Origin of the sequence: Bacillus paralicheniformis (genome assembly GCF_002993925.1) — a bacterium.
Classification (GTDB): Bacteria; Bacillota; Bacilli; order Bacillales; family Bacillaceae; genus Bacillus; species Bacillus paralicheniformis.
In genome coordinates this window covers 3,139,736-3,165,920 of record NZ_CP023665.1, presented here as the reverse complement: position 1 = coordinate 3,165,920, position 26,185 = coordinate 3,139,736, and the positions used below count along the sequence as shown (strand labels likewise).

Genomic DNA, 26,185 nt, shown 5'->3' with positions numbered 1-26,185 from the left:
TTAGATTTTTCTGCCATCTAACATGTATGTTAAAATGACCTGTGACCCTTAGTTTACCATGTCCAAAAACTTCTTGTATATGAAGCGGCATCATACTGAACTTTTTCTCTTCATATACGTACTAAGACATGCAGCTTTTTTTATTCAAAGGAGGAGAACAGACAAAATGAATGCGAAAAGATGGATCGCACTTGTCATCGCGCTGGGCGTTTTTGCGTTATCTGCGGTGGTGAGCCTTTTGCTAGCAGTATTTGACACGATGGGGAATGACGGAAAGATGCAGTTTGGCCTTAATGACACCCAGGAAGAAACGGTGCTTGAAGAAGGAAACAGCTCAAGAAAAATCGCCGTGCTTGAAGTGAACGGAACGATTTCCGACAATGGCGGCGCTTCTGGCTTGTTCAGCTCTGAAGGCTATAACCACAGATCGTTTTTGCAAATGCTTGAAAAAGCAAAAGACGACTCTGCTGTAAAGGGCATTATTCTGCGCGTCAATTCTCCGGGTGGCGGAGTATACGAAAGCGCCGAAATACATAAGAAGCTTGAAGAGATCAAAAAAGATACGAAAAAACCGATTTACGTATCAATGGGCTCGATGGCTGCATCTGGAGGCTATTACATTTCAACGCCTGCCGACAAAATCTTTGCAGCGCCGGACACGCTGACGGGTTCACTAGGGGTCATCATGGAAAGCCTTAACTACAGCAAGCTTGCAGAAAAGCTTGGATTGAAAACGGAAACGATCAAAAGCGGTGAGTTTAAAGACATCATGTCACCGACGCGCGATATGACGAAAAAAGAAAGAGAAATCATGCAGTCAATGGTCGATGACGCGTACGAAGGATTTGTCGATGTTATAGCCGAAGGACGCAGCATGTCCGAAAATGACGTGAAAAAAATTGCCGACGGACGCGTTTATGACGGCCGCCAGGCGAAACAGAACCATCTCATTGATGAGCTCGGCTACTATGAGGATGCGGTCAAAGCGATGAAAAAAGACCACAAAAACCTTGCCGGAGCGTCTGTTGTCAGCTATGAAGAATCGGCCGGCCTTGCGTCGCTCTTTTCGATGACTGCAAATAAGATGTTTAAAAGCGAAGCCGATTTCTTAAACATTAAAGAAGCAATTTCTCAATCCGGCGCACCGAGACTCATGTATTTATACGCTAAATAGGAGGGGACCGAAAAAATGGATGTGACTTATGATGGAAAGGATCATAATGAATTATCACCGGACGCCGGTGTTTCCAGGGAAGAATCGGCCCCGCATGTAGAGCATGCATATGCCGGTTTTTGGATCAGGCTGTTTGCCTTTCTGCTCGACGGGATTGTTGTCGGCAGCATCAACAAATTAGCGGTTTCACCTGTTTTCAGCCTGCTGAATCTCCCTAAAGAATCAGGGTTTTTCACCTTTTCGCTTTATTCTTTTGTAACGGCGGCAGTATTTTTCGCTTATTTCGTCCTGATGACGAAGTATTTCAGACAGACGTTGGGCAAGATGGTATTCGGACTGAAGGTCGTGTCGCTTGCCCCGGAAAAAGGGCTGACATGGGATGTGATCTTGTTTAGGGAGCTTATCGGCCGCTATATCAACAGTTTGTATATTACGTATCTCGTTGCTGCATTTTCGCCAAAGAAACAGGGGATTCACGATTTCTTTGCGGACACGGCGGTTATTCATGAAAAGCTGTATCGAAAAAAAGACTGAGTGTATCAAACCCGGCTGCTGAAAGACAGCCGGGTTTTTTTGCTGCCTGGAATAAGCTCCGTCTATGTTTATTTTTTCAAATTTCTTCCTATAATGATTAGTATAAGAGGAAGTGAAATCATGATTTACATATGGATTGCGGGAGTATTCCTTCTTTTGGCAGCGTTAATGATGATGAAAATCCGCATCGCGATCGAATATCTTCATACAGACGATGACGACCGGCTGACCTTTAAAGTTCGAACAGGTTTTGGGCTTCTGCGCTTCAAAAAGGAAATTCCGGTGATTAAAATCAATCAGCAGGATATGACCGTTGATGTAAAAGAACAGACGAATACGGCTCTAAAAAACGATAAAAAGAGGAGAAAAGTCGGCTATCGGGAAGTGTTCGATAATACGAAGCAAATCAAAAAATTGGTGGAACAGGTCATCAATCTGCAGCCGCTTATCCGCCGATTTATGAAGCGGATTCACATCACGAAGCTCGAATGGACCTCAGTCCTCGGCTTTCCTGATGCCGCTTTAACCGGAATCGTCACGGGAGGCGCCTGGTCTCTGAAAGCCGGCACGATGGCTCTCTTGCATCAGATTTTTTGCTTTGACAGCCAGCCGGAATACGAAGTGATTCCAGTCTTTAACAGCCGCTCCTCTAAAACGCATCTGACATGTATATTCCATTTTCGCGTTGGCCATGCTATAACCGCAGCATTTAGAATCGTGATGAACTGGAAAGGGAAAATGCGCGGCTTATTTAAGCTGCCAAAAAATCTGTCAGGTTCAACAAAGAATGATTCATCAGTATAGGAGGAATGGAATATGGCTGAACATCCAATTCAAGGTTTGATGAAAACCGCAATGGAAAATTTAAAGGAAATGATCGATGTCAATACCATTATCGGAGATCCTGTAGAAACACCTGACGGCAGCGTCATCCTAACCGTCTCCAGAGTGGGATTCGGTTTTGCGGCTGGCGGAAGCGAGTTCGGCGGAAATAAACCGGCCGAATCCAAAGCGAGCGATGGAGATCGTGAACGAAAAGAATCGAAGCTCCCGTTTGGCGGGGGAAGCGGGGGAGGCGTATCGATTACGCCGATTGCTTTTTTGATTGTCGGATCATCAGGCGTTAAAATCCTGCATTTGGATGAAAACACGCACGTCATCGATAAGATTTTAGACGCAGCCCCGCAAACGATCGAACGGATTCAGCATATGTTTAAGAAAAACGATAAGCAAAAGCAAAATATGAACCGCCAAAACCAGACGCCTCCATTTTAAAAGCTTCGGCTTTCCGGCCACAGAAGTTAACTGTTCCTGCAGCAGTTAACTTTTTTTGTCTCGGCCGGACTTAAGCTTTGCAGTTTGTCCTAAACTCTTTTATAGTAGAGTCATACATAAATGAAGGAGGAATGATGATGGCTTCAATTACATTTAAAGGAAACCCGGTGACACTGGTAGGTTCAGAAGTGAAAGTCGGAGACCAGGCGCCTGATTTCACTGTTTTGTCCAATTCGCTTGAGGAAGTCACGCTTCAAGACATTAAAGGCAAACCAGCCGTTATTTCGGTGATTCCGTCTATCGATACAGGTGTTTGTGACGCGCAGACCCGCCGCTTTAACGAAGAAGCCGCAGGCCTCGGTTCAGTGAAAGTGTATACGATCAGCGCGGATCTGCCGTTTGCACAGGCTCGCTGGTGCGGAGCAAACGGAATTGAAAATGTGGAAACATTGTCAGATCATAGGGAAATGTCTTTTGGGGAAGCATTCGGGCTTTACATTAAAGAATTGAGATTGCTTGCCCGCGCCGTATTTGTGTTAGATGAAAACGGAAAAGTCGTCTACACTGAATACGTCAGCGAAGCGACAAACCACCCGGACTATGACAAAGCCATCGAAGCTGCCAAATCACTCGTTAAGTAAATTCAACTCATAAAAGGGCTCCAGGTGATCATCTTGCCGGAGCTCTTTTCATGGCTTTGATTTTTTGATAAGGAGAGACATCATCATGCAAAACTATCCAGTCGAAACGATTTATGAATGGCTTGACAAAGGAGCGGAAATCATCGCACGTGACCTGCAGATCCCTTACATAGAAGGATTGGCGGAAGCAGGAGAGGCATTCTTTACAGGGTCCGCGGACCGCGGGCTTTCCGAAAAAGCCGAACAAAAGGTGAAGGATCTGCTCGGCCGTGCGCGTTTTTCAGAATGCAGCCATGAGGCGATCCGAAAAGCCTTCCAGCTTGCCATCCTGAAAGGCCAGAAAGATATTCCCCATCCGAACCGGCAGATGACGCCCGATACAATCGGTTTATTTATCGGATATCTGGTGAACAAATTCATCGGACCCAAAAAAGAATTGACGCTGTTTGATCCGGCGGTCGGCACTGGAAACCTGCTGCTTGCCGTCTTGAACCAGCTGGCCGGTGAAGCCGGAAAAGCGTTCGGCTCAGAGATTGATGACGTTCTGATCAAGCTCGCCTATGTCCAGGCAAACCTGCAGGAAAAGGAAATCGAGCTTTTTAACCAGGACAGCCTGCAGCCGATTTTTATGGAGCCTGCCGATGCGGTCATTTGCGATCTTCCCGTCGGATATTATCCTGATGACGATAGCGCGCGCGCTTTCGAATTAAAGGCAGATGAAGGCCATTCTTTTTCACACCATTTGTTTATTGAACAAAGCTTGACCTATACGAAACCGGGCGGCTATTTATTTTTTATGATTCCCAACCAATTGTTCGAAAGCAGCCAAAGCGAAAAGCTGCGTACCTTTTTAAAGGACAATGCGTATATTAATGCAGTGCTTCAGCTTCCGCTGTCGATTTTCAAAGATGAGGCACACGCGAAGAGCATTTTGGTTTTACAAAAGCATGGCGAACAGGCGAAAGCGCCTAAACAAGTTCTGCTTGCACAAGTTCCGTCATTCGCCAATCAGGATGCGATGCTGAAAATGACAGCCAAACTCGACAACTGGTTTCAAGCTGAAAAAAGATAAGCAGATCAGAGAAGATATATTCTCTGATCTGTTTTTATATTCAGAAAATAATAATTTCTTTGTGAAAGCGTTAACATGTCGGATCGTGACTTGAAATGCACTCTTTTGAGTGTTTAAATGAGAAAGGCAGATATTTTTTGAATTTACTAAGAACGATTTTATACATATTTTTTATGATCCGGGTTGAACATAATGTCACCGGACTATAGGTAAAAAGGAGCGTCATTTTATGTCCAAAATTATTGCAATCAATGCTGGAAGCTCATCATTGAAATTTCAACTGTTCGAAATGCCCAGCGAAAAAGTACTAACAAAAGGCCTTGTTGAGCGAATCGGGCTGGATAACGGCATCTTCACGATTTCCGTCAACGACGAAAAAAAGACCGAAACAACAGATATCCCGGACCACTCCGTAGCCGTAAAAATGCTGCTGGATAAACTTACAAAATTCGGCATTATCAAAGATTTAAATGAAATCGACGGAATCGGACACCGCGTCGTACACGGCGGCGAAAAGTTCAGCGACTCCGTTTTATTGACGGATGAAATGATCCATGAGATCGAGGAGATTTCAGAACTCGCACCGCTTCATAACCCGGCTAATATTGTCGGAATTAAAGCGTTTAAAGAAGTACTTCCAAATGTTCCTGCCGTGGCTGTTTTTGATACGGCATTCCACCAAACAATGCCGGAACAATCTTATCTGTACAGTCTGCCATACGAATACTATGAGAAATTCGGCATCCGTAAATACGGTTTCCATGGCACATCTCATAAATATGTGACTGAACGCGCGGCAGAGCTGCTCGGCCGTCCGATTGAAGAACTTCGCCTGATTTCCTGCCACCTTGGAAACGGCGCGAGCATCGCAGCTGTTGAAGGCGGCAAATCAATCGATACATCAATGGGCTTCACACCGCTTGCAGGTGTGGCGATGGGTACGCGTTCAGGAAACATCGATCCTGCGCTTATCCCGTTCATTATGGAAAAAACGGGTCAAACAGCCGACGAAGTCCTGAACACACTCAATAAAAAGAGCGGTCTTTTAGGTATTTCCGGATTCTCAAGCGATTTGCGCGATATTGTCGAAGCAACTAAAGAAGGCAATGAACGTGCGGAAACAGCCCTTGAAGTATTCGCAAGCAGAATTCATAAATACATCGGTTCTTATGCAGCGAGAATGAGCGGAGTAGACGCGATCATTTTCACTGCCGGCATCGGGGAAAACAGCGTTGAAGTCAGAGAGCGCGTTCTTCATGGTTTGGAATTCATGGGTGTCTATTGGGATCCTGCGTTGAATAACGTCCGTGGAAAAGAAGCGTTTATCAGCTATCCGCATTCACCTGTAAAAGTCCTCGTCATCCCGACGAATGAAGAAGTGATGATTGCAAGAGACGTCGTTAGACTGGCTCACTAAAAATAAAAAAACAGCCTTCTCTTTACAAGGAAGGCTGTTTTTTTATGCATCTTCCCCTTTATAATGAAAAAAGACTGTATAAAGGAGGCTATTTAGCCATGAGTGTTGAGGAACATAAAAAAGAAGCGCCGGACCGCGTCAACTGCAAAGTTATTACTGTCAGCGATACAAGAACGGAAGACACAGATAAAAGCGGCCGGCTTACGAAAGAGTTTTTAGCGGAAGACGGTCATGAGATCGTTTCCTATGAGATTGTAAAGGATGAAAAGGAAATGATTCAAAAAGCTGTGCTGGAAGGCTGTCTTGATGACCGGATCGATGCCATCCTATTAAACGGAGGGACGGGCATTGCCTCTAGAGATGTAACAATCGAGTCGATCGTTCCTCTTTTTTCGAAAGAAATTCCGGGATTTGGGGAGATATTCCGCATGCTGAGTTATACAGAGGATATCGGAGCGGCTGCGATCCTTTCAAGAGCTGCAGCGGGTGTTATTCAAAACAAAGCCGTGTTTGCAACACCGGGTTCAAGCGGGGCGGTTAAGCTTGCAATGTCAAAGCTGATTGTGCCTGAGCTTGCCCATGTCATCAGAGAACTGAGAAAAGATATGAAAAAATAAAGCCGGAAAGCCCTCCGGCTGAACGCTGAATATGCACTGAACTTCATTCATAAAAAATGAATGAAGTTTTTTTTATAAAAAGGTTGAAAAAACCAGACTTCCTTGTTAAAGTGTATACATATTAAATGTATTTTTATTAAATAAAACTTATTTTTATACAAAAAAGAGCACCGAGATGAGAGGAGTTTTTCAAAATGACGCAAAAGAAAAAAGTGGTTTTAGCATATTCAGGAGGACTTGATACTTCTGTCGCGATAAAATGGCTGCAGGAACAGGGATATGATGTAGTGGCTTGCTGCCTTGACGTCGGGGAGGGAAAAGATCTCGCATTTGTTCAGCAAAAAGCGCTTCAAGTCGGGGCTTCTAATTCATATGTTATCGATGCAAAAGAAGAATTTGCGAAAGAGTTTGCACTGACCGCCCTCCAGGCCCATACGCTTTATGAAGGAAAGTACCCGCTTGTATCAGCTCTGTCCAGACCGCTGATCGCCAAAAAGCTGGTCGAAGTGGCTGAAAAAGAGAACGCCCAAGCCGTGGCTCACGGCTGCACAGGCAAAGGAAATGACCAAGTGCGCTTCGAGGTGTCCATTAAATCGCTCAATCCGGATTTAGAGGTGCTGGCACCTGTCCGCGAATGGAAATGGTCGCGCGACGAAGAGATCGCGTATGCAGAAAAGCACGGCATTCCGATTCCGATCAATCTTGACAGCCCGTATTCAATTGACCAGAACCTGTGGGGCAGAAGCAATGAATGCGGAGTTCTGGAAGATCCATGGGCGGCGCCTCCTGAAGGGGCTTATGATTTGACGAAGCCGCTTGAAAAAACACCGGATACCCCCGATGTGATCGAAATCGCTTTTGAAGAGGGCATTCCGGTTTCCATTGACGGCGCTCATTACTCACTGTCAGACTTGATTTTAAAGCTGAATGAACTGGCGGGCGCGCATGGAGTGGGGCGCATCGACCATGTTGAAAACCGCCTTGTCGGCATCAAATCACGCGAAGTGTACGAATGCCCGGGCGCGATGACTTTGATTAAGGCGCACAAAGAGCTTGAAGATTTGACATTAGTAAAAGAAGTGGCGCATTTCAAACCTCTGATCGAACAAAAAATGGCTGAAGTGATCTATAACGGCCTGTGGTTTTCTCCGCTTAAAGACGCGCTTTCCGGTTTCCTGAAAGAAACGCAGAAGCATGTCACGGGCGTCGTCCGCGTCAAGCTGTTCAAAGGCCATGCGATCGTTGAAGGGCGTAAATCCGAATACTCCCTGTATGATGAAAAACTGGCGACGTATACAAAAGACGATGCGTTCGATCATCACGCTGCCGTCGGCTTTATCGAGCTGTGGGGACTGCCGACGAAAGTAAACAGCATCGTCCAAAAAAAGGAGCAGATTAAAGCATGAAAAAGCTGTGGGGAGGCCGGTTCCAAAAAACACCGGAAAAATGGGTCGATGAGTTCGGAGCATCGATCCACTTTGACAAAACGCTCGTGAAAGAAGATATCGCAGGGTCTCTCGCTCATGCTTCCATGCTTGAAAAATGCGGCATTTTAACCGAAGCAGAAGCGGTCAAAATAAAAGAAGGCCTGACATCCCTTTTGCACAAAGCGGAAAAAAACGAACTCGATTTTTCAGTCGATTACGAAGACATTCACCTCAACCTTGAAAAAATGCTCATTGACGAAATCGGGCCGCTCGGCGGAAAGCTTCATACGGCCAGAAGCCGAAACGACCAGGTGGCGACGGATATGCACCTGTATTTAAAAGGGCACACAGAGCATATCATCGAGCTGATTACGGCTTTTCAACACGTGCTTATCGAAAAAGCGGAAGAACATGTGGAGACGATACTGCCGGGATACACCCATCTGCAGCGGGCGCAGCCGATCTCGTTCGCGCATCATTTGCTCGCTTACTTCTGGATGCTTGAGCGCGATAAAGAACGCTATCATGATTCATTCAAGCGGATTAACAAGTCCCCCCTTGGATGCGGGGCGCTCGCCGGAACGACATTTCCGATCGACCGAGAATATTCAGCAGGTCTGCTCGGGTTTGACTCGATATATGAAAACAGCTTGGACGGCGTCAGCGACAGGGATTTCATCCTTGAATTTTTAAGCGCGAGCAGCATTTTGATGATGCATCTGTCAAGATTCTCCGAAGAAATCATTCTTTGGTGTTCGCAGGAATTTAAATTCATTGAGCTTGATGACACTTATGCTACGGGGAGCAGCATGATGCCGCAAAAGAAAAACCCGGACATGGCAGAGCTTATCCGCGGGAAAACCGGACGCGTATACGGTGATCTGATCGGCCTCCTGACGATTATGAAAGGGCTCCCGTTAGCGTACAATAAAGATTTGCAGGAAGACAAAGAAGGTATGTTTGATACTGTGAAAACGGTCGAAGGAAGCCTTGAGATTTTTGCCGGCATGACGAAAACGATGACAGTGAACAAAAATATGATGAAAAAAGCAACGGAGCAGGATTTTTCAAATGCCACCGAACTTGCCGACTATCTGGCTAAAAAGGGCATGCCGTTCAGAGAGGCGCACGAAGTCGTCGGAAAGCTTGTCTACACTTGTATCGAAAAAGGCATTTATCTCAGCGGCCTGCCGTTTGAAGAGTTCGAAAAGGCAAGCGAACTGTTTGAAGAAGACGTCTACATCGTGCTCGACCCGCACCATGCCGTCGAAAAAAGGATGAGTGAAGGCGGGACGGGATTCAAAAAGGTGGAAGAAGCCATTCAAAAGGCGAAGCATTGTTTGAACAATTTTTAACACTTCCCGATTCGATTCATAACTGTGCGGCTTCATACGCAAAATAGATTTGTGAATCGAAAAGGGGTGTGGCAATGAAACAAGATCAGTCAAAACACGCATACATGTATGATGCCGACGGCGATAAAGAAACCGTTCAGCAAATCTCTGATGCCTATTTCAGCGGATTTGTCGCGCACGATGACGCACAGCCGTTAGCTGATGCAGATAAACAATAGAAAGCTGGAGCCCGTAACAGCGGGCTTCAGCTTTCTTCTGTCCAGCGGCGATTGCAAATTTCCCGATGCTCCACATGTGATATACTCTGGCTTTTGTAGTAAAGTATAGGTAGATACATGCAATCATTTGCGAATACCGAGAACCAATGCCTGGGAGGGAAAGATGTGCGCCATGCGTTAATTACTGCCGGTTCAAAAGGTTTGGGGCGTAAAGTGACGGAAGCCCTGCTTGAAAAAGGCTACTCAGTGACGGTGAATTACAGGCAGGACGAAGAAGCTGTCAGCCGCCTCAAAGAAAAATGGCGGTCATCCCTTGACCGTTTACAGTTTGTAAAGGGAGATGTCACCAAGAAAGAAGACCTGCTCCGGATGGTGAATGCCGCACTTGAGCGATTTGGAAAAATTGATCTTCTGATCAATAATGCCGGCCCATACATATTTGAACGAAAAAAGCTTGCAGATTATACTGATGATGAATGGTATGACATGCTTGAAGGCAACTTAAGCTCTGTCTTCCATCTGTTTAAAGCGGTTGTTCCGGTGATGAGGCGCCAGCGGTTCGGCCGCATCATCACATACGGATTTCAGGGGGCCGACCATGCGCCGGGCTGGCTGCATCGTTCCGCTTTTGGAGCGGCGAAAGTGGGGCTGGCTTCTTTAACAAAAACGATCGCCATTGAAGAAGCGGGCTCCGGCATCACAGCCAACATGGTTTGTCCAGGCAACATCGTCGGGGATATGAAAGAGGCCTCGATTTCAGAAGCGAGGGCGTCACTTGATGAGGAAACGCCGATCGGCAGGTCGGGAACCGGTGAAGATATCGCAAGGATCATCACTTTTCTATGCGATGAACATTCCGACTACATTACGGGAACAGTCATTGAAGCGACAGGCGGCTTGAATGTGATTAACCGTCATTCTCTTTAGACGTGCGAAATTAAAAAACAGGGGTGGATATGATGAAAGTGACATATCATGGTCATTCAGTGGTAACAGTTGAAACGGGAAATCATCAGTTGATCTTCGATCCGTTTATTACAGGAAATTCTTTAACCGATATAAAGCCGGAAGAGGTTAAAGCGGATGTTATTTTGCTGACCCACGGTCATAACGATCATGTCGGCGATACCGTCGAAATCGCCAAGCGAAATCATTCGCTCGTTGTAGCTCCGAATGAACTCGCGGTCTATCTGGGATGGAAAGGCCTGAATGTCCATCCGATGCATATCGGCGGCTCCCATCAGTTCGATTTTGGCCAAGTCAAGCTGACGCAGGCTTTCCACGGATCGGCTTATACGGAAGAAGACAGCCAAAAGATCGTCTATACCGGCATGCCGGCGGGGATCCTCTTGACTGTGGAAGGAAGGACGATTTTTCATGCAGGAGACACCGGGCTTTTCTCAGATATGAAGCTGATCGGTGAATTAAATCATATCGACCTCGCTTTCCTGCCGATCGGCGATAATTTTACGATGGGCCCGGAGGACGCCAAACTGGCCGCAGAATGGCTCAGGGCGAAACAGGTTGTACCGGTTCACTACTCGACGTTCCCCGTCATCGAACAGGACCCGCATGCATTTGCGGACAGCCTTCCCGGCGGCGTCGGAAAAGTGCTTGAGGTCGGTGAGTCAATCGAATTTAAATAAACTTGTTTTTAGAGGACCCGAATCCGGGTCCTTTTTTCGGTTGAACCGGTTATATGTCTATCAAAACATGTTAATGATGATATAATATAGGAATCGGATTGTTCTTGGGAGGATATTATGAGGGTATTGAAATACGCGATTTTGGGGCTCCTTGATCACGGGAGTTTGAGCGGCTACGATATGACAAGCCGCTTTAAAGCCGAATTGGGCCAATTTTGGAGCGCCAAGCACAGTCAGATTTATCCCGAGCTGAAAAAGCTGACGGATGAAGGATTTATCGAATATGAAACGGTGATCCAAGGCTCAAAATTAGAAAAGAAAATGTATTCCATCACAGAGGCCGGAAAGCGTGAACTTCACGGATGGCTTACGGAATTCAAACCGGTCCCCGATACGGTAAAAGATGAATTTATGCTGAAAGCTTATTTTATCTCTTCGATGGAACGTGATGAAGCGAAAAGGCTTTTTGCCGATCAGCTTCAAAAGCGGGAGGAGAAAGCCGTTTTTTTAAAAAATAAGCTCGAAGAATTGAAGCGCGAAGCGGGTGAATCGATAACTTTCCGCTCGCCTCATTTCGGCCATTACCTTGTATTGACCCGGGCGCTGGAGCGGGAAAACGGCTATTGCTCATGGCTTGAAAAAGCGCTTCTTCTGATGGAGAATGATCGCTCTTAGACGGACATGATGTTGCGAAGGCGGATTGCGGTTCAATTGCACAACCATTTATAATAAATATATCTAGCAGTCAGAGGATGAAGGTGAAACGATTGGCGACAAAACACGAACAGATTTTAAAATATATTGATTCTTTGTCCGTCGGCGAAAAAATCTCCGTCAGGCGGATTGCGAAGGAAATGAAAGTCAGTGAAGGAACTGCTTACAGAGCGATAAAAGAAGCCGAGAATAAAGGGTTTGTCAGCACGATCGAAAGGGTCGGAACGATCAGGATCGAGCAAAAGAAAAAAGAGAATATTGAAAAACTGACATACGCTGAAGTGGTCAATGTCATTGACGGCCATGTGCTTGGCGGAAAAGCAGGGCTTCATAAAACGCTCAACAAATTCGTCATCGGAGCGATGAAGCTTGATGCGATGATGAGATATACCGGGGCGGGCAACCTGCTGATTGTCGGCAACCGAATCGATGCGCACCGCCAGGCTTTGGAAGCGGGTGCTGCCGTGCTGGTGACCGGCGGTTTTGATACGGAGCCGGAGATTATTGAGCTTGCCGACAGGCTCGAGCTCCCGGTCATTTCTACAAGCTATGACACGTTTACTGTAGCCGCGATGATCAACAGGGCGATTTATGACCAGCTCATCAAAAAAGAGGTCGTGCTTGTCGAGGATATTTTGACCCCTTTGGAAAAAACGGTCTGCTTATCCCCTCATGAAAAGCTCGAAAGATGGTATGAGAAAAACTTTGAAACGGGGCACGGACGTTTTCCCATCGTTGACGAGCAGATGAAAATCCACGGCATTTTAACTTCAAAAGATGTTGCCGGATATGACCGCTCTGTATTGATTGAAAAAGTCATGACGAAAAACCCGATTACAGTAATCGGCAAAACGTCAGTCGCTTCAGCGGCGCAGATGATGGTCTGGGAAGGAATCGAAGTGCTTCCCGTCGTTGACGAGCGGCAAAAGCTGATCGGCATGATCAGCAGGCAGGACGTATTAAAGGCGCTTCAAATGATTCAGAAGCAGCCTCAGGTCGGCGAAAAACTCGATGACATTGTGACAGGCGGTTTCAAAGAATCGGACAATGACAAAAACAAGCCGGATCCGGTTTATCAATACGAAGTAACGCCGCAAATGACAAACCACTTGGGAACGATTTCCTACGGCGTGTTTACGACGATTTTGACCGAAGCTGCAAACCGTTTTTTGCGGTCGCACAAAAAAGGCGAACTCGTGATAGAGAGCATGACGATTTATTTTTTAAAGCCTGTGCAAATGGAGTCTGTCATTGAAATAAAACCGAACATTCTCGAAGCCGGGAGAAAGTTCGGAAAAATGGATATAGAAGTTTTTCACCAGGGTGCTCTCGTCGGCAAAGCGATGATGATGGTTCAGCTGATGGAAAGAAGCTAAGGGACGCGGCCAGTGTCCCTCTTTTCGCTTATGCGTTTTCCCGTTCGTTTTCTTTCGCAAGCAAAGGGACATAGTGCTTATAGGCTCTGTAGCCGGCCCACATGCTCCCGAGCCCGGTCAGCATAAAAATAACGCCGATGACGACAGCAAGCGTGCCGCGGTTTAAAAGCAGCTGATTGGCGCCGAAGAACATGATAAACAGGCCCAGACTCATGCTTGACTTGGCCGAATAGTATTCCCGTTCAATCGCTTTTTTGGTGCGCACATACCTTACTTTGAAGTACCCATAAGCTATCGCTGAAACCACAATGAAAAAAACAAAAAACGGCATAATCGACATCCTCCATTGTAAGTTTTACAAACCCATTGTATACATAATCGGGTTCGCTTTCTACAATAAAAAGTCATAACTTTCACTTTCCACCAACAACAGATTATGATTTAATGGTTAAAAACAAAGTAAAGAAGGGGCGCGTCATGAAAAAAGAAATCATCAGAACCATATCATTATATGACACGATCATTATACATAGACATGTGAGACCGGATCCCGATGCCTACGGATCCCAATGCGGCCTTGCGGAAATCCTGAGGGCAACCTATCCTGAAAAAAATATTTTCGCGGTCGGAACGCCCGAGCCTTCCCTCGCTTTTTTGTACACCCCGGATGTGATTGAAGACCCGGTGTATGAAAATGCACTTGTCATCGTCTGTGACACGGCCAATCAAGCGAGAATTTCCGATTCGCGCTACAACATGGGCGACAAGCTGATCAAAATCGACCATCATCCGAATGAAGACCAATACGGCGACCTTTTATGGGTGGATACGAATGCGAGCTCGACGAGCGAGATGATTTACGAACTGTATTTAGCGGGTAAAGAACAAGCGGGATGGACGCTTCCGACAAAGGGTGCCGAACTGATCTATGCCGGCATTGTGGGGGATACAGGGCGCTTCTTATTTCCGAACACGACAAAAAAGACATTGAAATATGCCGGAGAGCTGATTGAGTATCCTTTTAATTCTCAGGCGCTTTTTAATCAATTGTATGAGACGAAATTAAATGTTGTGCGGCTGAATGGTTACATTTACCAGAATGTTTCTCTGTCCGAAAACGGTGTGGCGTCGGTATTCATCACCCGTGACATTTTGCATCAATACAATATTACGCCGTCTGAAGCTTCACAGCTTGTCAGCACGCTCGGCAATATTTCAGGAATCAAAGCATGGGTGTTTTTTGTGGAGGAAGCCGACCAGATCAGGGTTAGGCTTCGTTCAAAGGGACCGATTGTCAATGAAGTCGCTAAAAAATACAACGGCGGAGGCCATCCGCTCGCAGCCGGTGCTTCCATCTATGACTGGAAAGACACCGATCTTGTCATCGCTGACTTGGAGCGCATATGCAAAGAAAACAAATAAGAGGGGAAGTCCCTCTTTTTTTGTGCAGTTCAACTGCAAGCGTTTGCATTATATTTTGCGAAAAAGTAAGCAGCAAAGTGTAAGCAGATCATTTTACGCATCACAGCTGCTGCTTATTCAGGTATAAACCATGATCCGATATCTGTTACATCCTCATAAACATGGATGTTTTGGGCTCTTAACTCTCTTTTGATAAGGGACGCGAGACTTTCGGTTTCCGCATAAGCCGAGTAGCCCAGCTTGATCCGGTTGACTTTATCTCTTGCCAGCTGATGGTAACTGTAAATGTACATTCTGCTTTCCTCCCTTTTTAAAAAAACTTACATATCGCTTACTGTCAGTTTAAATTAAAATATGGAAAAAAGCGACGAATGCATGTAAATCGTAAAAAAAAATCCATAATTTTATTCGGAAAAAGAGATTTTGATTTCAACGGAAAGCCGTGTATAAATCGTCAGTTCGGTGACTTTCGCTTTGTACGTTTTATCGTTTATCGTATACTCTTTATTTTCAATCGTCCGCTTTAAAAGCTCCTTCGTCCGGTAGACGCTTTCGATATCCTTTGTGATGACATCCGAAATATTATCCCGGATACGCTCTTCAAAGTTCATCATGTCGGGCTGTGACAATTTGTATTGCTTGCCGTTGATCAGCTTGACGTCGACGCTTTGAATCAGCAGTTTTCTTTTATTGTCTTCATTCAGCTTATGAAGGTCCTCCCGGTAAATGGTGATCTGGTCATTTAAATCATTGATGCGCTCTTTCTGTTCTCTTATCAAGACGACCTGCTTCTCCTGAAAGGTGCCGTATGTAAACAGGAACACGACCCAGCTGATGATGGCTCCGCACATCATTCCCGCAAAAAAACGCTGCCAACCCGGTTTTTTATAATAAGGAGGGATTCTCATGAGGAAATATGCTCCTGTGTGAGCCAATTGATGATCAGATAACCGGTCTGCGCTCCTCCCATCGCCGAAAGAATCAGGAGAAGCTGTTTTACGATGTCTCTCGTATTGCCTTCGATAATGCCCCTTTCAAAGCTGTAGACCGCGTCAAACGTGCCGCCGATTGCCGCAACCAGCGCCCAGATTTTTAGACGGTTTGCGAGGCTTGTAATAATCGTTAAAGGCGGCTGTCCCGACAGATAGGCGCCGATCCCTCCGATTAAGCAACCGCCGAGAAGCACTCCTAGCGCAATAAAATAACAGCTGATAAAGTTTGGAAAAAAGGGCTGTTCAGGATCCATTCCGATCACCTCACCTTATCACACTATATGGATAAAGAAAGACAAGTATGATTGTTGATCAAAGAAAGAACATTTGTTTCTCATTCGATCCCATCATATAATGAAAAGAGACGGCTCGAAAAAGGAAGGGGTGACAGAAATGCCTTTTGTTCACCTGCAAGTACACAGCGGTTACAGCTTATTAAACAGCGCCGCTTCCGTAGAGGACCTCACGGCCAAAGCCAAAGAGCTGGGCTACAGCGCAATGGCGCTGACGGATGATGAGGTCATGTACGGGGCGGTGGAATTTTATAAATCATGCAAAAAACGCGGCATCAAGCCGATTATCGGGCTTACAGCCTCAGTTTTAACAGATGAAAAAGAACAGCTTTCATATCCGCTCGTTCTTTTGGCGAAAACAAACAAAGGCTACCAAAACCTGCTGAAAATCAGCAGCGTGTTGCAGTCGAAATCAAAAACCGGCATCAAAGAAAAATGGCTCAAAAGTTATCATGAAGGGCTCATTGCGCTGACAACGGGCGGGACAAGCCATGTTGAAGCGCTGTTGAAAGAAGGGCTGATCGAAGAGGCGAAGAACGCCGCCCTCCGCTGTCTTTCGATCTTCGGAGAGGGCAGCTTTTATTTGTCGTATCAGCCGTACAAGGGCGACCCGCTTCTTTCTGAACGCATTCTGGAGCTCAGCGAACATACGGGAATTCCGATTGCCGCAACCGGCGATGTACGCTACATCGAAAAAGAGGATGCGGCAGCTTATACGTGTTTAAAAGCGATTAAAGCGGGCGAGAAGCTGAACGAAGACATGAAGGCCAAAGGAGATCTGCATCTTGAGCTCAAGCCGCCCGCTGAAATGCTTGACATTTACAGGGATCGTCCGGACGCGTTGGAGAATACAGTCAAAATCGCGGATCTGTGCCAGGTGGACCTGAGCCTTGGCCAGACGCGCCTGCCGAAATATCCGGCGCCTTCCGGCAAGAATGCTGACGATTATTTGGCTGAGCTTTGCTTTCTCGGACTGGAAAAACGGTTCGATGCCGCTCCGAGGGAGTATGTCGAACGGCTTGAGTATGAGCTGAAAGTGATTCGCGACATGGCGTTCAGCGACTATTTTTTGATCGTCTGGGATTTCATGAAGTTCGCCCACGACAACGGCATTATCACAGGGCCGGGGCGGGGGTCGGCGGCCGGCTCTCTCGTCGCTTATACGCTGTTTATCACAGATGTCGATCCGATCAAGCACAAATTGCTGTTTGAACGGTTTTTAAATCCGGAGCGCATCAGCATGCCCGATATCGATATCGATTTTCCCGATACGAGAAGGGATGAAGTCATCCAATACGTGAAAAATAAATACGGGGCACTGCACGTAGCGCAAATTATCACGTTTGGTACATTGGCCGCAAAAGCGGCGCTCCGGGACGTCGGCAGGGTGATGGGCATCAGTCCGAAAGAAGCCGACCAGCTGGCGAAATTGATTCCGTCCAAACCTGGAGTGACGCTGAAAGAGGCGAGAGCTCTTTCTGTTGAACTGGACAAGCGCTTGAACGGGTCCAAGAAGCTTCAGGACATATTTAAAACGGCTCAGAAAATCGAAGGGCTTCCGCGGCATACGTCCATTCATGCGGCGGGCGTCGTGTTGAGCGAGGAGCCGCTGACGAATATCATACCGATACAGGAAGGACATGACGGTGTATATTTAACGCAATATTCGATGGGCTATCTCGAAGACTTGGGACTATTGAAAATGGATTTTCTCGGCTTGCGCAATTTAACGCTCATTGAATCGATCAAAACGCTGATCGAAAAAAGCGAGCGGGTCACCATCGATTTTTCGGCGATTCCCTATGAAGATGAACAGACGTTTAAGCTGCTGTCAGAAGGAGATACGACAGGTATTTTCCAGCTCGAATCAGCCGGCATGAGAAACGTTTTAAAAAGGCTCAAGCCATCAAGCCTTGAAGACATTGTCGCTGTCAATGCCTTGTACCGCCCGGGCCCGATGGAAAATATCCCGCTGTATATCGAACGAAAGCACGGACGGGTTGCCGTGTCTTATCCGCACGAGGATTTGGCCGAGATTTTGAAAGATACATACGGCGTGATCGTTTATCAGGAACAGATCATGATGATCGCATCGCGGATGGCGGGTTTCAGGCTTGGAGAAGCCGATCTTTTGCGAAGGGCGGTCGGCAAAAAAAACAAGGAAATTCTCGATACAGAGAGAAATCATTTTATTAGTGGATGCTTGAAAAAAGGGTATTCCGTACAAGCGGCTAATGAAGTATACGATCTGATTGTAAAATTCGCCAATTACGGTTTTAACCGGAGTCATGCGGTTGCATACAGCATGATCGGCTACCAGCTCGCTTATTTAAAAGCGCATTACCCCCTCTACTTTATGTGCGGCCTCTTGACGAGTGCGATCGGAAATGAGGAAAAGCTTGCTCAGTACATCTATGAAGCGAAAGGGAAAGGGCTGCATGTTTTAGGTCCTTCCATTAATAAGAGCGGCTATCCGTTCGTCGTGGAAAACGGGGCGCTGCGCTACAGTTTAAGGGCTGTTAAAGGCGTCGGTATTTCGGCTGTGAAAGAAATCTACAGGGCGAGAAAAGAAAAGCCGTTCGCAGATTTGTTTGACTTTTGTGTCAGGACTTCTGTGAAAAGCGTGAACCGGAAAACGATTGAAGCTTTAATTTTTGCCGGAGCAATGGATGAATTCGGTGAAAACCGGGCCACTTTGCTCGCTTCTGTCGATGTCGCGCTGGAGCATGCCGAATTGTTTGCAGGAGACAATGATCAGCTCGGCTTCTTTCTCGATGAAGGCTTGACAATTAAGCCGAAGTACGCCGAGACGGAAGAAATGCCGCTCGTCGACCTGCTGGCACACGAGAAGGAGACGCTCGGCATTTACTTTTCTGACCATCCGCTGAGCGTTCACCGCAAGAAGCTGGACCGTGCAGGTGCGCTGCCGATTATTCAGCTGCTCGCCTCCAGCCGTAAAAAGGCGGCTTTGGGCGGACTTTTGACGAAGATGAAGACGATCCGTACAAAAACGGGACAGACGATGGCTTTTCTGGAGCTGAGCGATGAAAGCGGGGAAATCGAAGCGGTTGTTTTTCCTGAACAGTTCAGACAGCTTTCCCCGATCCTGGAAGAAGGCGTATCGCTTTTTGCAGAAGGACGTCTTGAGACAAGGAATGAAAAGCGCCAGCTGATCATCGCCGGGGCATCGCTTGTCGAATCGCTTCATGCTAAAAAGCAGCCGTCCGTCTATATTAAAGTGGAGGAAAGTCAGCACACCCACGATATCTTTAAGAAAATCAGCAGCATCCTGCTTGAACACAAAGGGGAAACGCCGGTCTGCGTCTATTATGAAAAACGGAAACAAACGATGCAGCTGCCGGAAAGCTACAACATCAAGGCTGACCACGCTGCCCTCTACAGGCTGAAAAGCGTTGTAGGTGAGAAAAATGTCGTGCTCAGATAGCAGGTATTTTGAGCATTATTGATCAAAAAAGCGGTCAATTGTGTTATCATTTTTAAGATTCTAGGGTTCGTCTTACAAGAATCTTAAGCAGAAAACGAAGCAAAGTTTTTGGCAAAATTCCCTTGAAGGAGTGTTTGTTAACATGTCATTGAAAGAAAAAGCGCTGCATATGCACAAAGTAAACCAGGGCAAATTGGAATCAAAATCAAAAGTGCAGGTTCGCAATGCGGATGATTTAAGCCTTGCATATTCTCCGGGTGTGGCTGAGCCCTGCAAAGCGATTTACGATGATAACAGCAAAGTATACGATTATACAATGAAGGGAAACATGGTAGCAGTCGTCTCGGACGGAACGGCAGTGCTCGGCCTCGGCAATATCGGCCCTGAAGCCGCCCTTCCGGTTATGGAAGGAAAAGCGGTTCTTTTCAAAAGCTTTGCCGGTGTGGACGCATTCCCAATCTGTTTAAATACATCTGATGTCGACAAAATTGTTGAGACGGTCAAGCTGCTTGAGCCGACATTCGGCGGCGTCAATCTTGAAGACATTGCAGCGCCGAACTGTTTTGTCATTGAAGAACGCCTCAAAAAAGAAACAAAAATCCCGGTGTTTCACGATGACCAGCACGGTACTGCAATCGTTACGGTAGCCGGTCTCGTCAATGCGCTTAAGCTGTCCGGCAAATCGATGTCTTCCGTCAAAGTCGTGGCAAACGGCGCCGGGGCAGCGGGAATTGCCATTATCAAGCTTCTTTATCATTTCGGCGTGCGCGATATCATCATGTGCGACACGAAAGGTGCGATTTACGAAGGCCGTCCGAACGGCATGAACGCTGTTAAAGATGAAGTCGCAAAATATACGAACAAAAACCGCATAGACGGATCGCTCAAAGATGTGATCAAAGACGCCGATGTCTTTATCGGAGTTTCCGTCGAAGGCGCTTTGACAAAAGAAATGGTTGAAAGCATGGCTGACAAACCGATCATCTTCGCCATGGCGAATCCAAATCCAGAAATCATGCCTGCTGAAGCGCATGAAGCCGGAGCAAGCGTCGTTGGAACGGGACGCTCTGACTTCCCTAACCAAGTGAACAACGTTCTCGCATTCCCCGGCATCTTCCGCGGGGCGCTCGACGTCCGCGCGACACATATTAACGAAGAAATGAAAATCGCCGCGGTTGAGGCGATCGCATCACTCGTTTCCGACGAAGAGCTGAGCCCCGAATATGTCATTCCGGCTCCGTTCGATCCAAGGGTCGCACCGGCCGTTGCCAAAGCGGTAGCGAAAGCCGCGATGGAAACAGGTGTTGCACGAATCGATGTCGATCCTGAAGAAGTCGCTGAAAAGACAAGAAAGCTTGCAGTAATTGAAGGAAAATAAAACTCCATTTTTGTGATCAGCGCGTGATTGCTCTGGCCTAAAGAGCCGTCACGCGCTGTTTCTCGAATATGATGTACAGTTTTTCCTCTTATTGGGGACACTTGTAAGGGAATATGCGGGCTGTAAAAAATTTTTTCAAATCGCTTTTCCAGACTTTTGTATCCGCTCTCAAGGCTGATATATCAATTTGTCAGTCTCTAACCGCATCAAGTGCGATTCGGCTGTTTGACGGTCAAAAATGTCGAATTGAGGATGACACCGTTTGACAAAAAAAGTACAATAGTTTCGGTATAGTGATGTTCTAGTCTATAAACAGGACAGGCATACATGAAGAAAACCCTTCAGAAAAGGGAGGTAATCTTTTGTTAAAAGATATATTCAGCAAAAAGAAAAAAAAATACGCTTCCGTTCCCGCGGAATCAGCAAAGCAAGATGTACCGGAAGGGATCATGACAAAATGCCCGGATTGCAAAAAAATCATGCTCACAAAAGAGCTGGATAAAAACTTAAGGGTCTGCATGAACTGCGGTTACCATCTTCAAATGAACGCGAAGCAGCGTATAAAAAGCCTGCTGGACGATGGCTCCTTTGAAGAATTCAATCAGGATATGATGTCTGAAAACCCGCTGGAATTCCCAGGATACCTTGAGAAACTGCAAAAAGACCGGGAAAAAACATCGCTGAATGAAGCGGTTGTCACCGGAAAAGGGACGGTTGACGGATCTCCGGCAGTCGTTGCCGTGATGGATTCATCTTTCAGAATGGGAAGCATGGGGTCTGTCGTAGGTGAAAAAATTACGCTGGCGATCGAAAAGGCAAGAGAAGAAAAAGTGCCTTTCATTATTTTTACCGCATCAGGCGGTGCGAGAATGCAGGAAGGCCTTCTCAGCTTGATGCAAATGGCTAAAACAAGCTCCGCTTTAAAGCTGTTCAGTGAAGAGCAGGGCTTGATCATTTCGGTGATGACACATCCGACAACAGGCGGTGTATCCGCAAGCTTTGCATCTCTCGGCGATTACAACCTTGCCGAGCCGGGCGCGCTGATTGGCTTTGCCGGAAGAAGAATTATCGAACAAACCATCCGTGAAGAACTGCCTGAGGATTTTCAGACTGCGGAATTTCTGTTAAAGCACGGACAGCTTGATTCCGTCGTTCACAGAGCAGACATGAAAAAAACGCTCGGCAGCATTTTGAAAATGCACCAAACTGGAGGTGATCTCGAGTGGCTGGAGAATTAGAATTTGAAAAACCGGTGGTCGAACTGCGTGAAAAGATCGCCGAATTGAAAAGGTTCACACAGGATTCCGATATGGATTTAAGCTCTGAAATTACGAAGCTTGAAGCTCGTCTTGAAAGGCTTGAAGAAGACATTTATACAAATCTGAAAGCCTGGGACAGAGTCCAGATTGCAAGGCATCCGAACCGTCCGACAACGCTCGATTATATCGAACATCTTTTTACCGATTTTTTTGAATGCCACGGAGATCGATATTTCGGTGATGATGAAGCGATTGTCGGCGGAATTGCCAAGTTCCGGGGCCTTCCTGTGACAGTGATCGGCCAACAGCGCGGCAAGGATACAAAAGAAAACATCCGCCGCAACTTCGGAATGCCGCATCCGGAAGGCTACCGCAAAGCGCTCAGGCTGATGAAGCAGGCCGATAAATTTAACAGGCCGATCATCTGCTTTATTGATACAAAAGGAGCATACCCTGGAAAAGCAGCTGAAGAGCGGGGGCAAAGCGAAGCAATTGCCAAGAATCTTTTTGAAATGGCGGGACTCTCTGTGCCGGTCATCTCGATCGTCATCGGGGAAGGCGGCAGCGGGGGAGCGCTTGCGCTCGGCGTCGCAAACCGCTTATTGATGCTGGAAAACTCAACTTATTCGGTAATCTCTCCCGAGGGAGCGGCTGCTATCCTCTGGAAGGATTCAGGACTCGCGAAAAAAGCGGCAGAAACAATGAAAATCACCGCTCCGGACCTTAAAGAATTGGATATTATAGATCATGTTATAAAAGAAGTAAGAGGCGGAGCACACCGCGATGTAGAGCAGCAGGCCGCCTACATCGATGAAGCGCTGAAAAGCGAGCTTAAATCCTTGCTGAAACTGGATAAGAACGAGCTGATTCAACAAAGATATAACAAGTATAAATCAATTGGAAAAATTTCGACTGAAAACCAATTTGTTGGGATAAAATAAATAAACGTGAGGCCTTTGGCTCACGTTTATTTTTTATGGATAAAGGTGAAAAGTGAAAGGATTGTGTCTTTCACCCGCGATTTTTCAAAGAGTTTGCTTAAAATTTATTTAAAAACTTTTTGTTTAATTGTATAATGAGTAAGGTTTTATAGGGATTTTCGGAAAATTTTCATCCCTTTTTCATTGTTTTAGCGGCAATGAACGTGTTAAGGTAAATTATATATGTTTTCGAGGTGAAAAAGATGAAACGTATCGGAGTATTGACGAGCGGCGGAGATTCCCCGGGAATGAACGCGGCGGTCCGCGCGGTTGTCAGGAAAGCGATCTACCATGACGTAGAAGTATACGGAATTTACAACGGGTATTCAGGTTTAATCAGCGGAAAAATAGAAAAGCTTGAAATCGGTTCTGTCGGAGATATCATTCACCGCGGAGGAACGAAGCTATATACAGCAAGGTGTCCTGAGTTTAAAACGGTAGAAGGACGGGAAAAAGGAATAGCGAATTTAAAAAAATATGGTATAGAAGGATTAGTCGTCATTGGCGGAGACGGTTCTTATATGGGAGCGAAAAAGCTGACAGAACACGGTTTTCCTTGTGTCGGAGTGCCGGGAACAATCGACAATGACATCCCTGGAACAGATTTGACGATCGGATTTGATACGGCGTTAAATACCGTTATCGATGCCATCGATAAAATCAGGGATACAGCTACATCCCACGAACGTACATACGTGATTGAAGTAATGGGCCGCCATGCCGGGGACATTGCTTTATGGTCAGGTTTGGCAGGAGGCGCGGAATCCATTTTGATCCCTGAAGCTGACTACGATATGGAAGAAATTATTGCGAGGCTGAAAAGAGGGCATGAGCGCGGCAAAAAACACAGCATCATCATTGTGGCGGAAGGCGTCGGAAGCGGCGTTGAATTCGGCAAAAGAATTGAAGAAGCCACAAATCTCGAAACTAGAGTATCGGTGCTTGGACATATCCAGCGCGGCGGTTCTCCGACTGCAGCAGACCGTGTATTGGCAAGCCGTCTAGGGGCATTTGCGGTTGAACTGCTTCTTGAAGGAAAAGGCGGACGCTGTGTCGGAATTCAAAATAACCAGCTTGTGCATCATGATATCATTGAAATACTCGATCATAAACATACAATTGATCAAAGCATGTACCGCTTGTCTCAAGAACTGTCAATCTAGTGTAAAACCCGAGGAGGAAGCAATATGAGAAAGACTAAAATAGTTTGTACAATTGGGCCGGCCAGCGAAACTGTTGAAAAGCTCACCCAGCTGATGGAAGCCGGAATGAACGTGGCGCGCTTGAACTTTTCCCATGGAGATTTCGAAGAGCACGGCGCAAGAATTAAAAACATTCGCGAAGCAGCCGGCAAGCTGGGAAAAGATATCGGTATCCTTCTTGATACGAAAGGTCCGGAAATCCGCACGCACACAATGGAAGGCGGTTCAATCGAACTGGAAGCGGGTTCTCAGCTGATCGTGTCAATGGAAGAAGTCATCGGTACGCCTGAAAAAATCTCAGTTACATATGATGGGTTGATTCACGATGTATCAATTGGTTCAACGATTTTGCTTGACGATGGACTGATCGGACTTGAAGTCACAGATGTCAACAAGGACAAGCGTGAAATCGTCACGAAAGTAATGAACAGCGGAACGCTGAAAAACAAAAAAGGCGTGAATGTGCCGGGCGTCAGCGTCAATCTTCCGGGAATTACGGAAAAAGACGCTAACGACATTGTGTTCGGTATCGAGCAGGGTGTTGATTTTATCGCGGCATCTTTTGTGCGCCGTCCGTCGGATGTTCTTGAAATCCGCGAACTTCTTGAAGAGCACAATGCGGCAGATATTCAAATCATTCCAAAAATCGAAAACCAGGAAGGCGTTGACAACATCGATGCCATTCTTGAAGTATCAGACGGTCTGATGGTCGCACGTGGAGACCTTGGTGTTGAAATCCCTGCTGAAGAAGTGCCGCTCGTTCAAAAAGAACTGATCAAAAAATGCAATGCGCTTGGCAAGCCTGTTATCACGGCTACCCAAATGCTCGACAGCATGCAGCGCAATCCGCGTCCGACACGCGCGGAAGCGAGCGACGTTGCCAATGCGATCTTTGACGGAACTGACGCGATTATGCTTTCAGGTGAAACTGCTGCGGGAAATTACCCTGTTGAAGCCGTTCAGACGATGCACAATATCGCTTCCCGTTCAGAAGAAGCGCTCAACCATAAAAAGATCCTTTCTGCACGAAGCAAGCAAGTCAGCATGTCAATTACAGATGCCATCGGCCAGTCTGTGGCGCATACGGCAATCAACCTTGACGTGAATGCCATCGTCACACCGACAGAAAGCGGTCATACGGCGAGAATGATTTCCAAATATCGCCCGCAGGCGCCGATTGTCGCAGTTACGGTAAATGATGCGGTTTCAAGAAAACTGTCTCTAGTCTTCGGTGTTTTCGCAACAAGCGGACAAAACCACAGCTCCACTGACGAAATGCTTGAAAAAGCAGTGCAAAAATCTCTCGACACAGGCATCGTACGCCACGGCGACTTGATCGTTATCACGGCCGGAGCTGTCGGTGAAGCCGGCACAACAAACTTGATGAAAGTGTATGTTGTCGGAGACGTGGTCGCAAAAGGCCAGGGAATCGGACGCAAATCCGCGTTTGGTGAAGTGGTCATCGCTCAAAATGCACAAGAAGCGGATAAAAAAATGAAAGATGGCGCCGTTTTGGTTACAAAAAGCACGGATCGTGACATGATGGCGTCCCTTGAAAAAGCGGCTGCGCTGATTACTGAAGAAGGCGGTTTAACCAGCCACGCGGCAGTCGTAGGCTTGAGCCTCGGCATCCCTGTCATCGTCGGAATGGAAAATGCGACTTCCATTCTCAAAGAGGGAGAAGACATTACGGTCGACTCCGCCCGCGGAGCTGTTTACAAAGGACGTGCAAGCGTACTTTAATCGCT

The 26,185-nt window shown here is 46.6% G+C and carries 26 protein-coding genes; 22 read left to right on the top strand and 4 right to left on the bottom strand.

The genetic code is table 11. The features are described from left to right. The first annotated feature begins 166 nt into the window (after window positions 1-166). The 15 genes from sppA to CP943_RS16035 all read left to right on the top strand — a co-directional run bounded on the left by sppA (window position 167) and on the right by CP943_RS16035 (window position 13,466). Window positions 167-1,174, top strand: coding sequence for a signal peptide peptidase SppA (sppA, locus tag CP943_RS16100; protein ID WP_026579077.1), 1,008 nt, complete (start codon window positions 167-169; stop codon window positions 1,172-1,174). A gap of 15 nt (window positions 1,175-1,189) precedes the next feature. Then, window positions 1,190-1,708 carry an RDD family protein gene (locus tag CP943_RS16095; protein WP_105981144.1) on the top strand — a complete coding sequence of 173 codons (519 nt, stop codon included), beginning with the start codon at window positions 1,190-1,192 and terminating at the stop codon, window positions 1,706-1,708. A gap of 120 nt (window positions 1,709-1,828) precedes the next feature. Then, complete coding sequence (locus CP943_RS16090; protein WP_020452582.1) at window positions 1,829-2,512, top strand: DUF2953 domain-containing protein; 684 nt, start codon at window positions 1,829-1,831, stop codon at window positions 2,510-2,512. Window positions 2,513-2,524: 12 nt separating this feature from the next. Then, on the top strand, window positions 2,525-2,983 hold the full coding sequence (gene ytfJ / locus CP943_RS16085; RefSeq protein WP_020452581.1) for a GerW family sporulation protein: 459 nt from the start codon (window positions 2,525-2,527) through the stop codon (window positions 2,981-2,983). Window positions 2,984-3,120: 137 nt separating this feature from the next. Further along, the gene (gene tpx, locus CP943_RS16080) at window positions 3,121-3,624 is read left to right on the top strand and encodes a thiol peroxidase (protein ID WP_023855499.1); all 504 of its coding nucleotides are present in this window, start codon (window positions 3,121-3,123) and stop codon (window positions 3,622-3,624) included. 85 nt (window positions 3,625-3,709) lie between these two features. Further along, on the top strand, window positions 3,710-4,696 hold the full coding sequence (locus CP943_RS16075; RefSeq protein ID WP_105981143.1) for a class I SAM-dependent methyltransferase: 987 nt from the start codon (window positions 3,710-3,712) through the stop codon (window positions 4,694-4,696). A gap of 229 nt (window positions 4,697-4,925) precedes the next feature. After that, the gene (locus CP943_RS16070) at window positions 4,926-6,113 is read left to right on the top strand and encodes an acetate kinase (protein WP_020452578.1); all 1,188 of its coding nucleotides are present in this window, start codon (window positions 4,926-4,928) and stop codon (window positions 6,111-6,113) included. A 98-nt stretch (window positions 6,114-6,211) separates the two neighbouring features. Then, complete coding sequence (locus tag CP943_RS16065; protein WP_105981373.1) at window positions 6,212-6,730, top strand: MogA/MoaB family molybdenum cofactor biosynthesis protein; 519 nt, start codon at window positions 6,212-6,214, stop codon at window positions 6,728-6,730. Window positions 6,731-6,924: 194 nt separating this feature from the next. Continuing rightward, window positions 6,925-8,136, top strand: a complete 1,212-nt coding sequence (locus tag CP943_RS16060; protein ID WP_020452576.1) for an argininosuccinate synthase — start codon at window positions 6,925-6,927, stop codon at window positions 8,134-8,136. Then, window positions 8,133-9,512 carry an argininosuccinate lyase gene (gene argH / locus CP943_RS16055; RefSeq protein WP_020452575.1) on the top strand — a complete coding sequence of 460 codons (1,380 nt, stop codon included), beginning with the start codon at window positions 8,133-8,135 and terminating at the stop codon, window positions 9,510-9,512. Before CP943_RS16060 ends, argH begins: the two co-directional genes overlap by 4 nt. Window positions 9,513-9,586: 74 nt before the next feature. Next, window positions 9,587-9,730, top strand: a complete 144-nt coding sequence (locus CP943_RS22480; protein WP_020452574.1) for a hypothetical protein — start codon at window positions 9,587-9,589, stop codon at window positions 9,728-9,730. 165 nt (window positions 9,731-9,895) lie between these two features. Then, the gene (locus tag CP943_RS16050; protein WP_023855495.1) at window positions 9,896-10,657 is read left to right on the top strand and encodes an SDR family oxidoreductase; all 762 of its coding nucleotides are present in this window, start codon (window positions 9,896-9,898) and stop codon (window positions 10,655-10,657) included. A gap of 32 nt (window positions 10,658-10,689) precedes the next feature. Further along, the gene (locus tag CP943_RS16045) at window positions 10,690-11,376 is read left to right on the top strand and encodes a metal-dependent hydrolase (protein WP_105981142.1); all 687 of its coding nucleotides are present in this window, start codon (window positions 10,690-10,692) and stop codon (window positions 11,374-11,376) included. A 117-nt stretch (window positions 11,377-11,493) separates the two neighbouring features. Then, entirely contained in the window at window positions 11,494-12,051 is a 558-nt protein-coding gene (locus CP943_RS16040) for a PadR family transcriptional regulator (protein ID WP_020452571.1), read from the top strand. Window positions 12,052-12,143: 92 nt separating this feature from the next. After that, window positions 12,144-13,466 (top strand): CBS domain-containing protein, encoded by a 1,323-nt coding sequence (locus tag CP943_RS16035; RefSeq protein WP_020452570.1) that lies wholly within the window; start codon window positions 12,144-12,146, stop codon window positions 13,464-13,466. Between the two features lie 28 nt (window positions 13,467-13,494). Here CP943_RS16035 and CP943_RS16030 read toward each other — a convergent pair whose 3' ends face one another. After that, entirely contained in the window at window positions 13,495-13,797 is a 303-nt protein-coding gene (locus CP943_RS16030; protein WP_023855494.1) for a YtpI family protein, read from the bottom strand. A 146-nt stretch (window positions 13,798-13,943) separates the two neighbouring features. Here CP943_RS16030 and CP943_RS16025 point away from each other — a divergent pair, with 146 nt between their 5' ends. Next, window positions 13,944-14,888 carry a DHH family phosphoesterase gene (locus CP943_RS16025; RefSeq protein ID WP_023855493.1) on the top strand — a complete coding sequence of 315 codons (945 nt, stop codon included), beginning with the start codon at window positions 13,944-13,946 and terminating at the stop codon, window positions 14,886-14,888. Between the two features lie 113 nt (window positions 14,889-15,001). Here CP943_RS16025 and CP943_RS16020 read toward each other — a convergent pair whose 3' ends face one another. The 3 genes from CP943_RS16020 to CP943_RS16010 form a co-directional block, all read right to left on the bottom strand. Then, window positions 15,002-15,181: a YtzJ family protein gene (locus tag CP943_RS16020; RefSeq protein ID WP_020452567.1), complete on the bottom strand. Its 180-nt coding sequence runs from the start codon at window positions 15,179-15,181 to the stop codon at window positions 15,002-15,004. 111 nt (window positions 15,182-15,292) lie between these two features. Then, on the bottom strand, window positions 15,293-15,796 hold the full coding sequence (gene ytrI, locus CP943_RS16015; protein WP_020452566.1) for a sporulation membrane protein YtrI: 504 nt from the start codon (window positions 15,794-15,796) through the stop codon (window positions 15,293-15,295). Then, complete coding sequence (locus tag CP943_RS16010) at window positions 15,793-16,134, bottom strand: sporulation membrane protein YtrH (RefSeq protein ID WP_003184343.1); 342 nt, start codon at window positions 16,132-16,134, stop codon at window positions 15,793-15,795. The genes ytrI and CP943_RS16010 overlap by 4 nt, the downstream gene beginning before the upstream one ends. Window positions 16,135-16,273: 139 nt before the next feature. On the opposite strand from CP943_RS16010, the gene dnaE reads away from it, so the two are divergent. The 6 genes from dnaE (at window position 16,274) to pyk (ending at window position 26,180) form a co-directional block, all read left to right on the top strand. After that, the gene (gene dnaE / locus CP943_RS16005) at window positions 16,274-19,618 is read left to right on the top strand and encodes a DNA polymerase III subunit alpha (RefSeq protein ID WP_059231775.1); all 3,345 of its coding nucleotides are present in this window, start codon (window positions 16,274-16,276) and stop codon (window positions 19,616-19,618) included. A 142-nt stretch (window positions 19,619-19,760) separates the two neighbouring features. Continuing rightward, the gene (locus CP943_RS16000; RefSeq protein ID WP_020452564.1) at window positions 19,761-20,996 is read left to right on the top strand and encodes an NADP-dependent malic enzyme; all 1,236 of its coding nucleotides are present in this window, start codon (window positions 19,761-19,763) and stop codon (window positions 20,994-20,996) included. 362 nt (window positions 20,997-21,358) lie between these two features. Further along, window positions 21,359-22,234 (top strand): acetyl-CoA carboxylase, carboxyltransferase subunit beta, encoded by an 876-nt coding sequence (gene accD, locus CP943_RS15995; RefSeq protein WP_020452563.1) that lies wholly within the window; start codon window positions 21,359-21,361, stop codon window positions 22,232-22,234. Further along, a complete protein-coding gene (gene accA / locus CP943_RS15990) occupies window positions 22,219-23,196 on the top strand; it encodes an acetyl-CoA carboxylase carboxyl transferase subunit alpha (protein ID WP_023855491.1) in 978 nt (325 codons plus the stop codon). The genes accD and accA overlap by 16 nt, the downstream gene beginning before the upstream one ends. Window positions 23,197-23,438: 242 nt before the next feature. Beyond that, the gene (gene pfkA / locus CP943_RS15985) at window positions 23,439-24,398 is read left to right on the top strand and encodes a 6-phosphofructokinase (protein WP_020452561.1); all 960 of its coding nucleotides are present in this window, start codon (window positions 23,439-23,441) and stop codon (window positions 24,396-24,398) included. A gap of 24 nt (window positions 24,399-24,422) precedes the next feature. Next, complete coding sequence (gene pyk / locus CP943_RS15980) at window positions 24,423-26,180, top strand: pyruvate kinase (protein WP_020452560.1); 1,758 nt, start codon at window positions 24,423-24,425, stop codon at window positions 26,178-26,180. Window positions 26,181-26,185 lie beyond the last annotated feature (5 nt).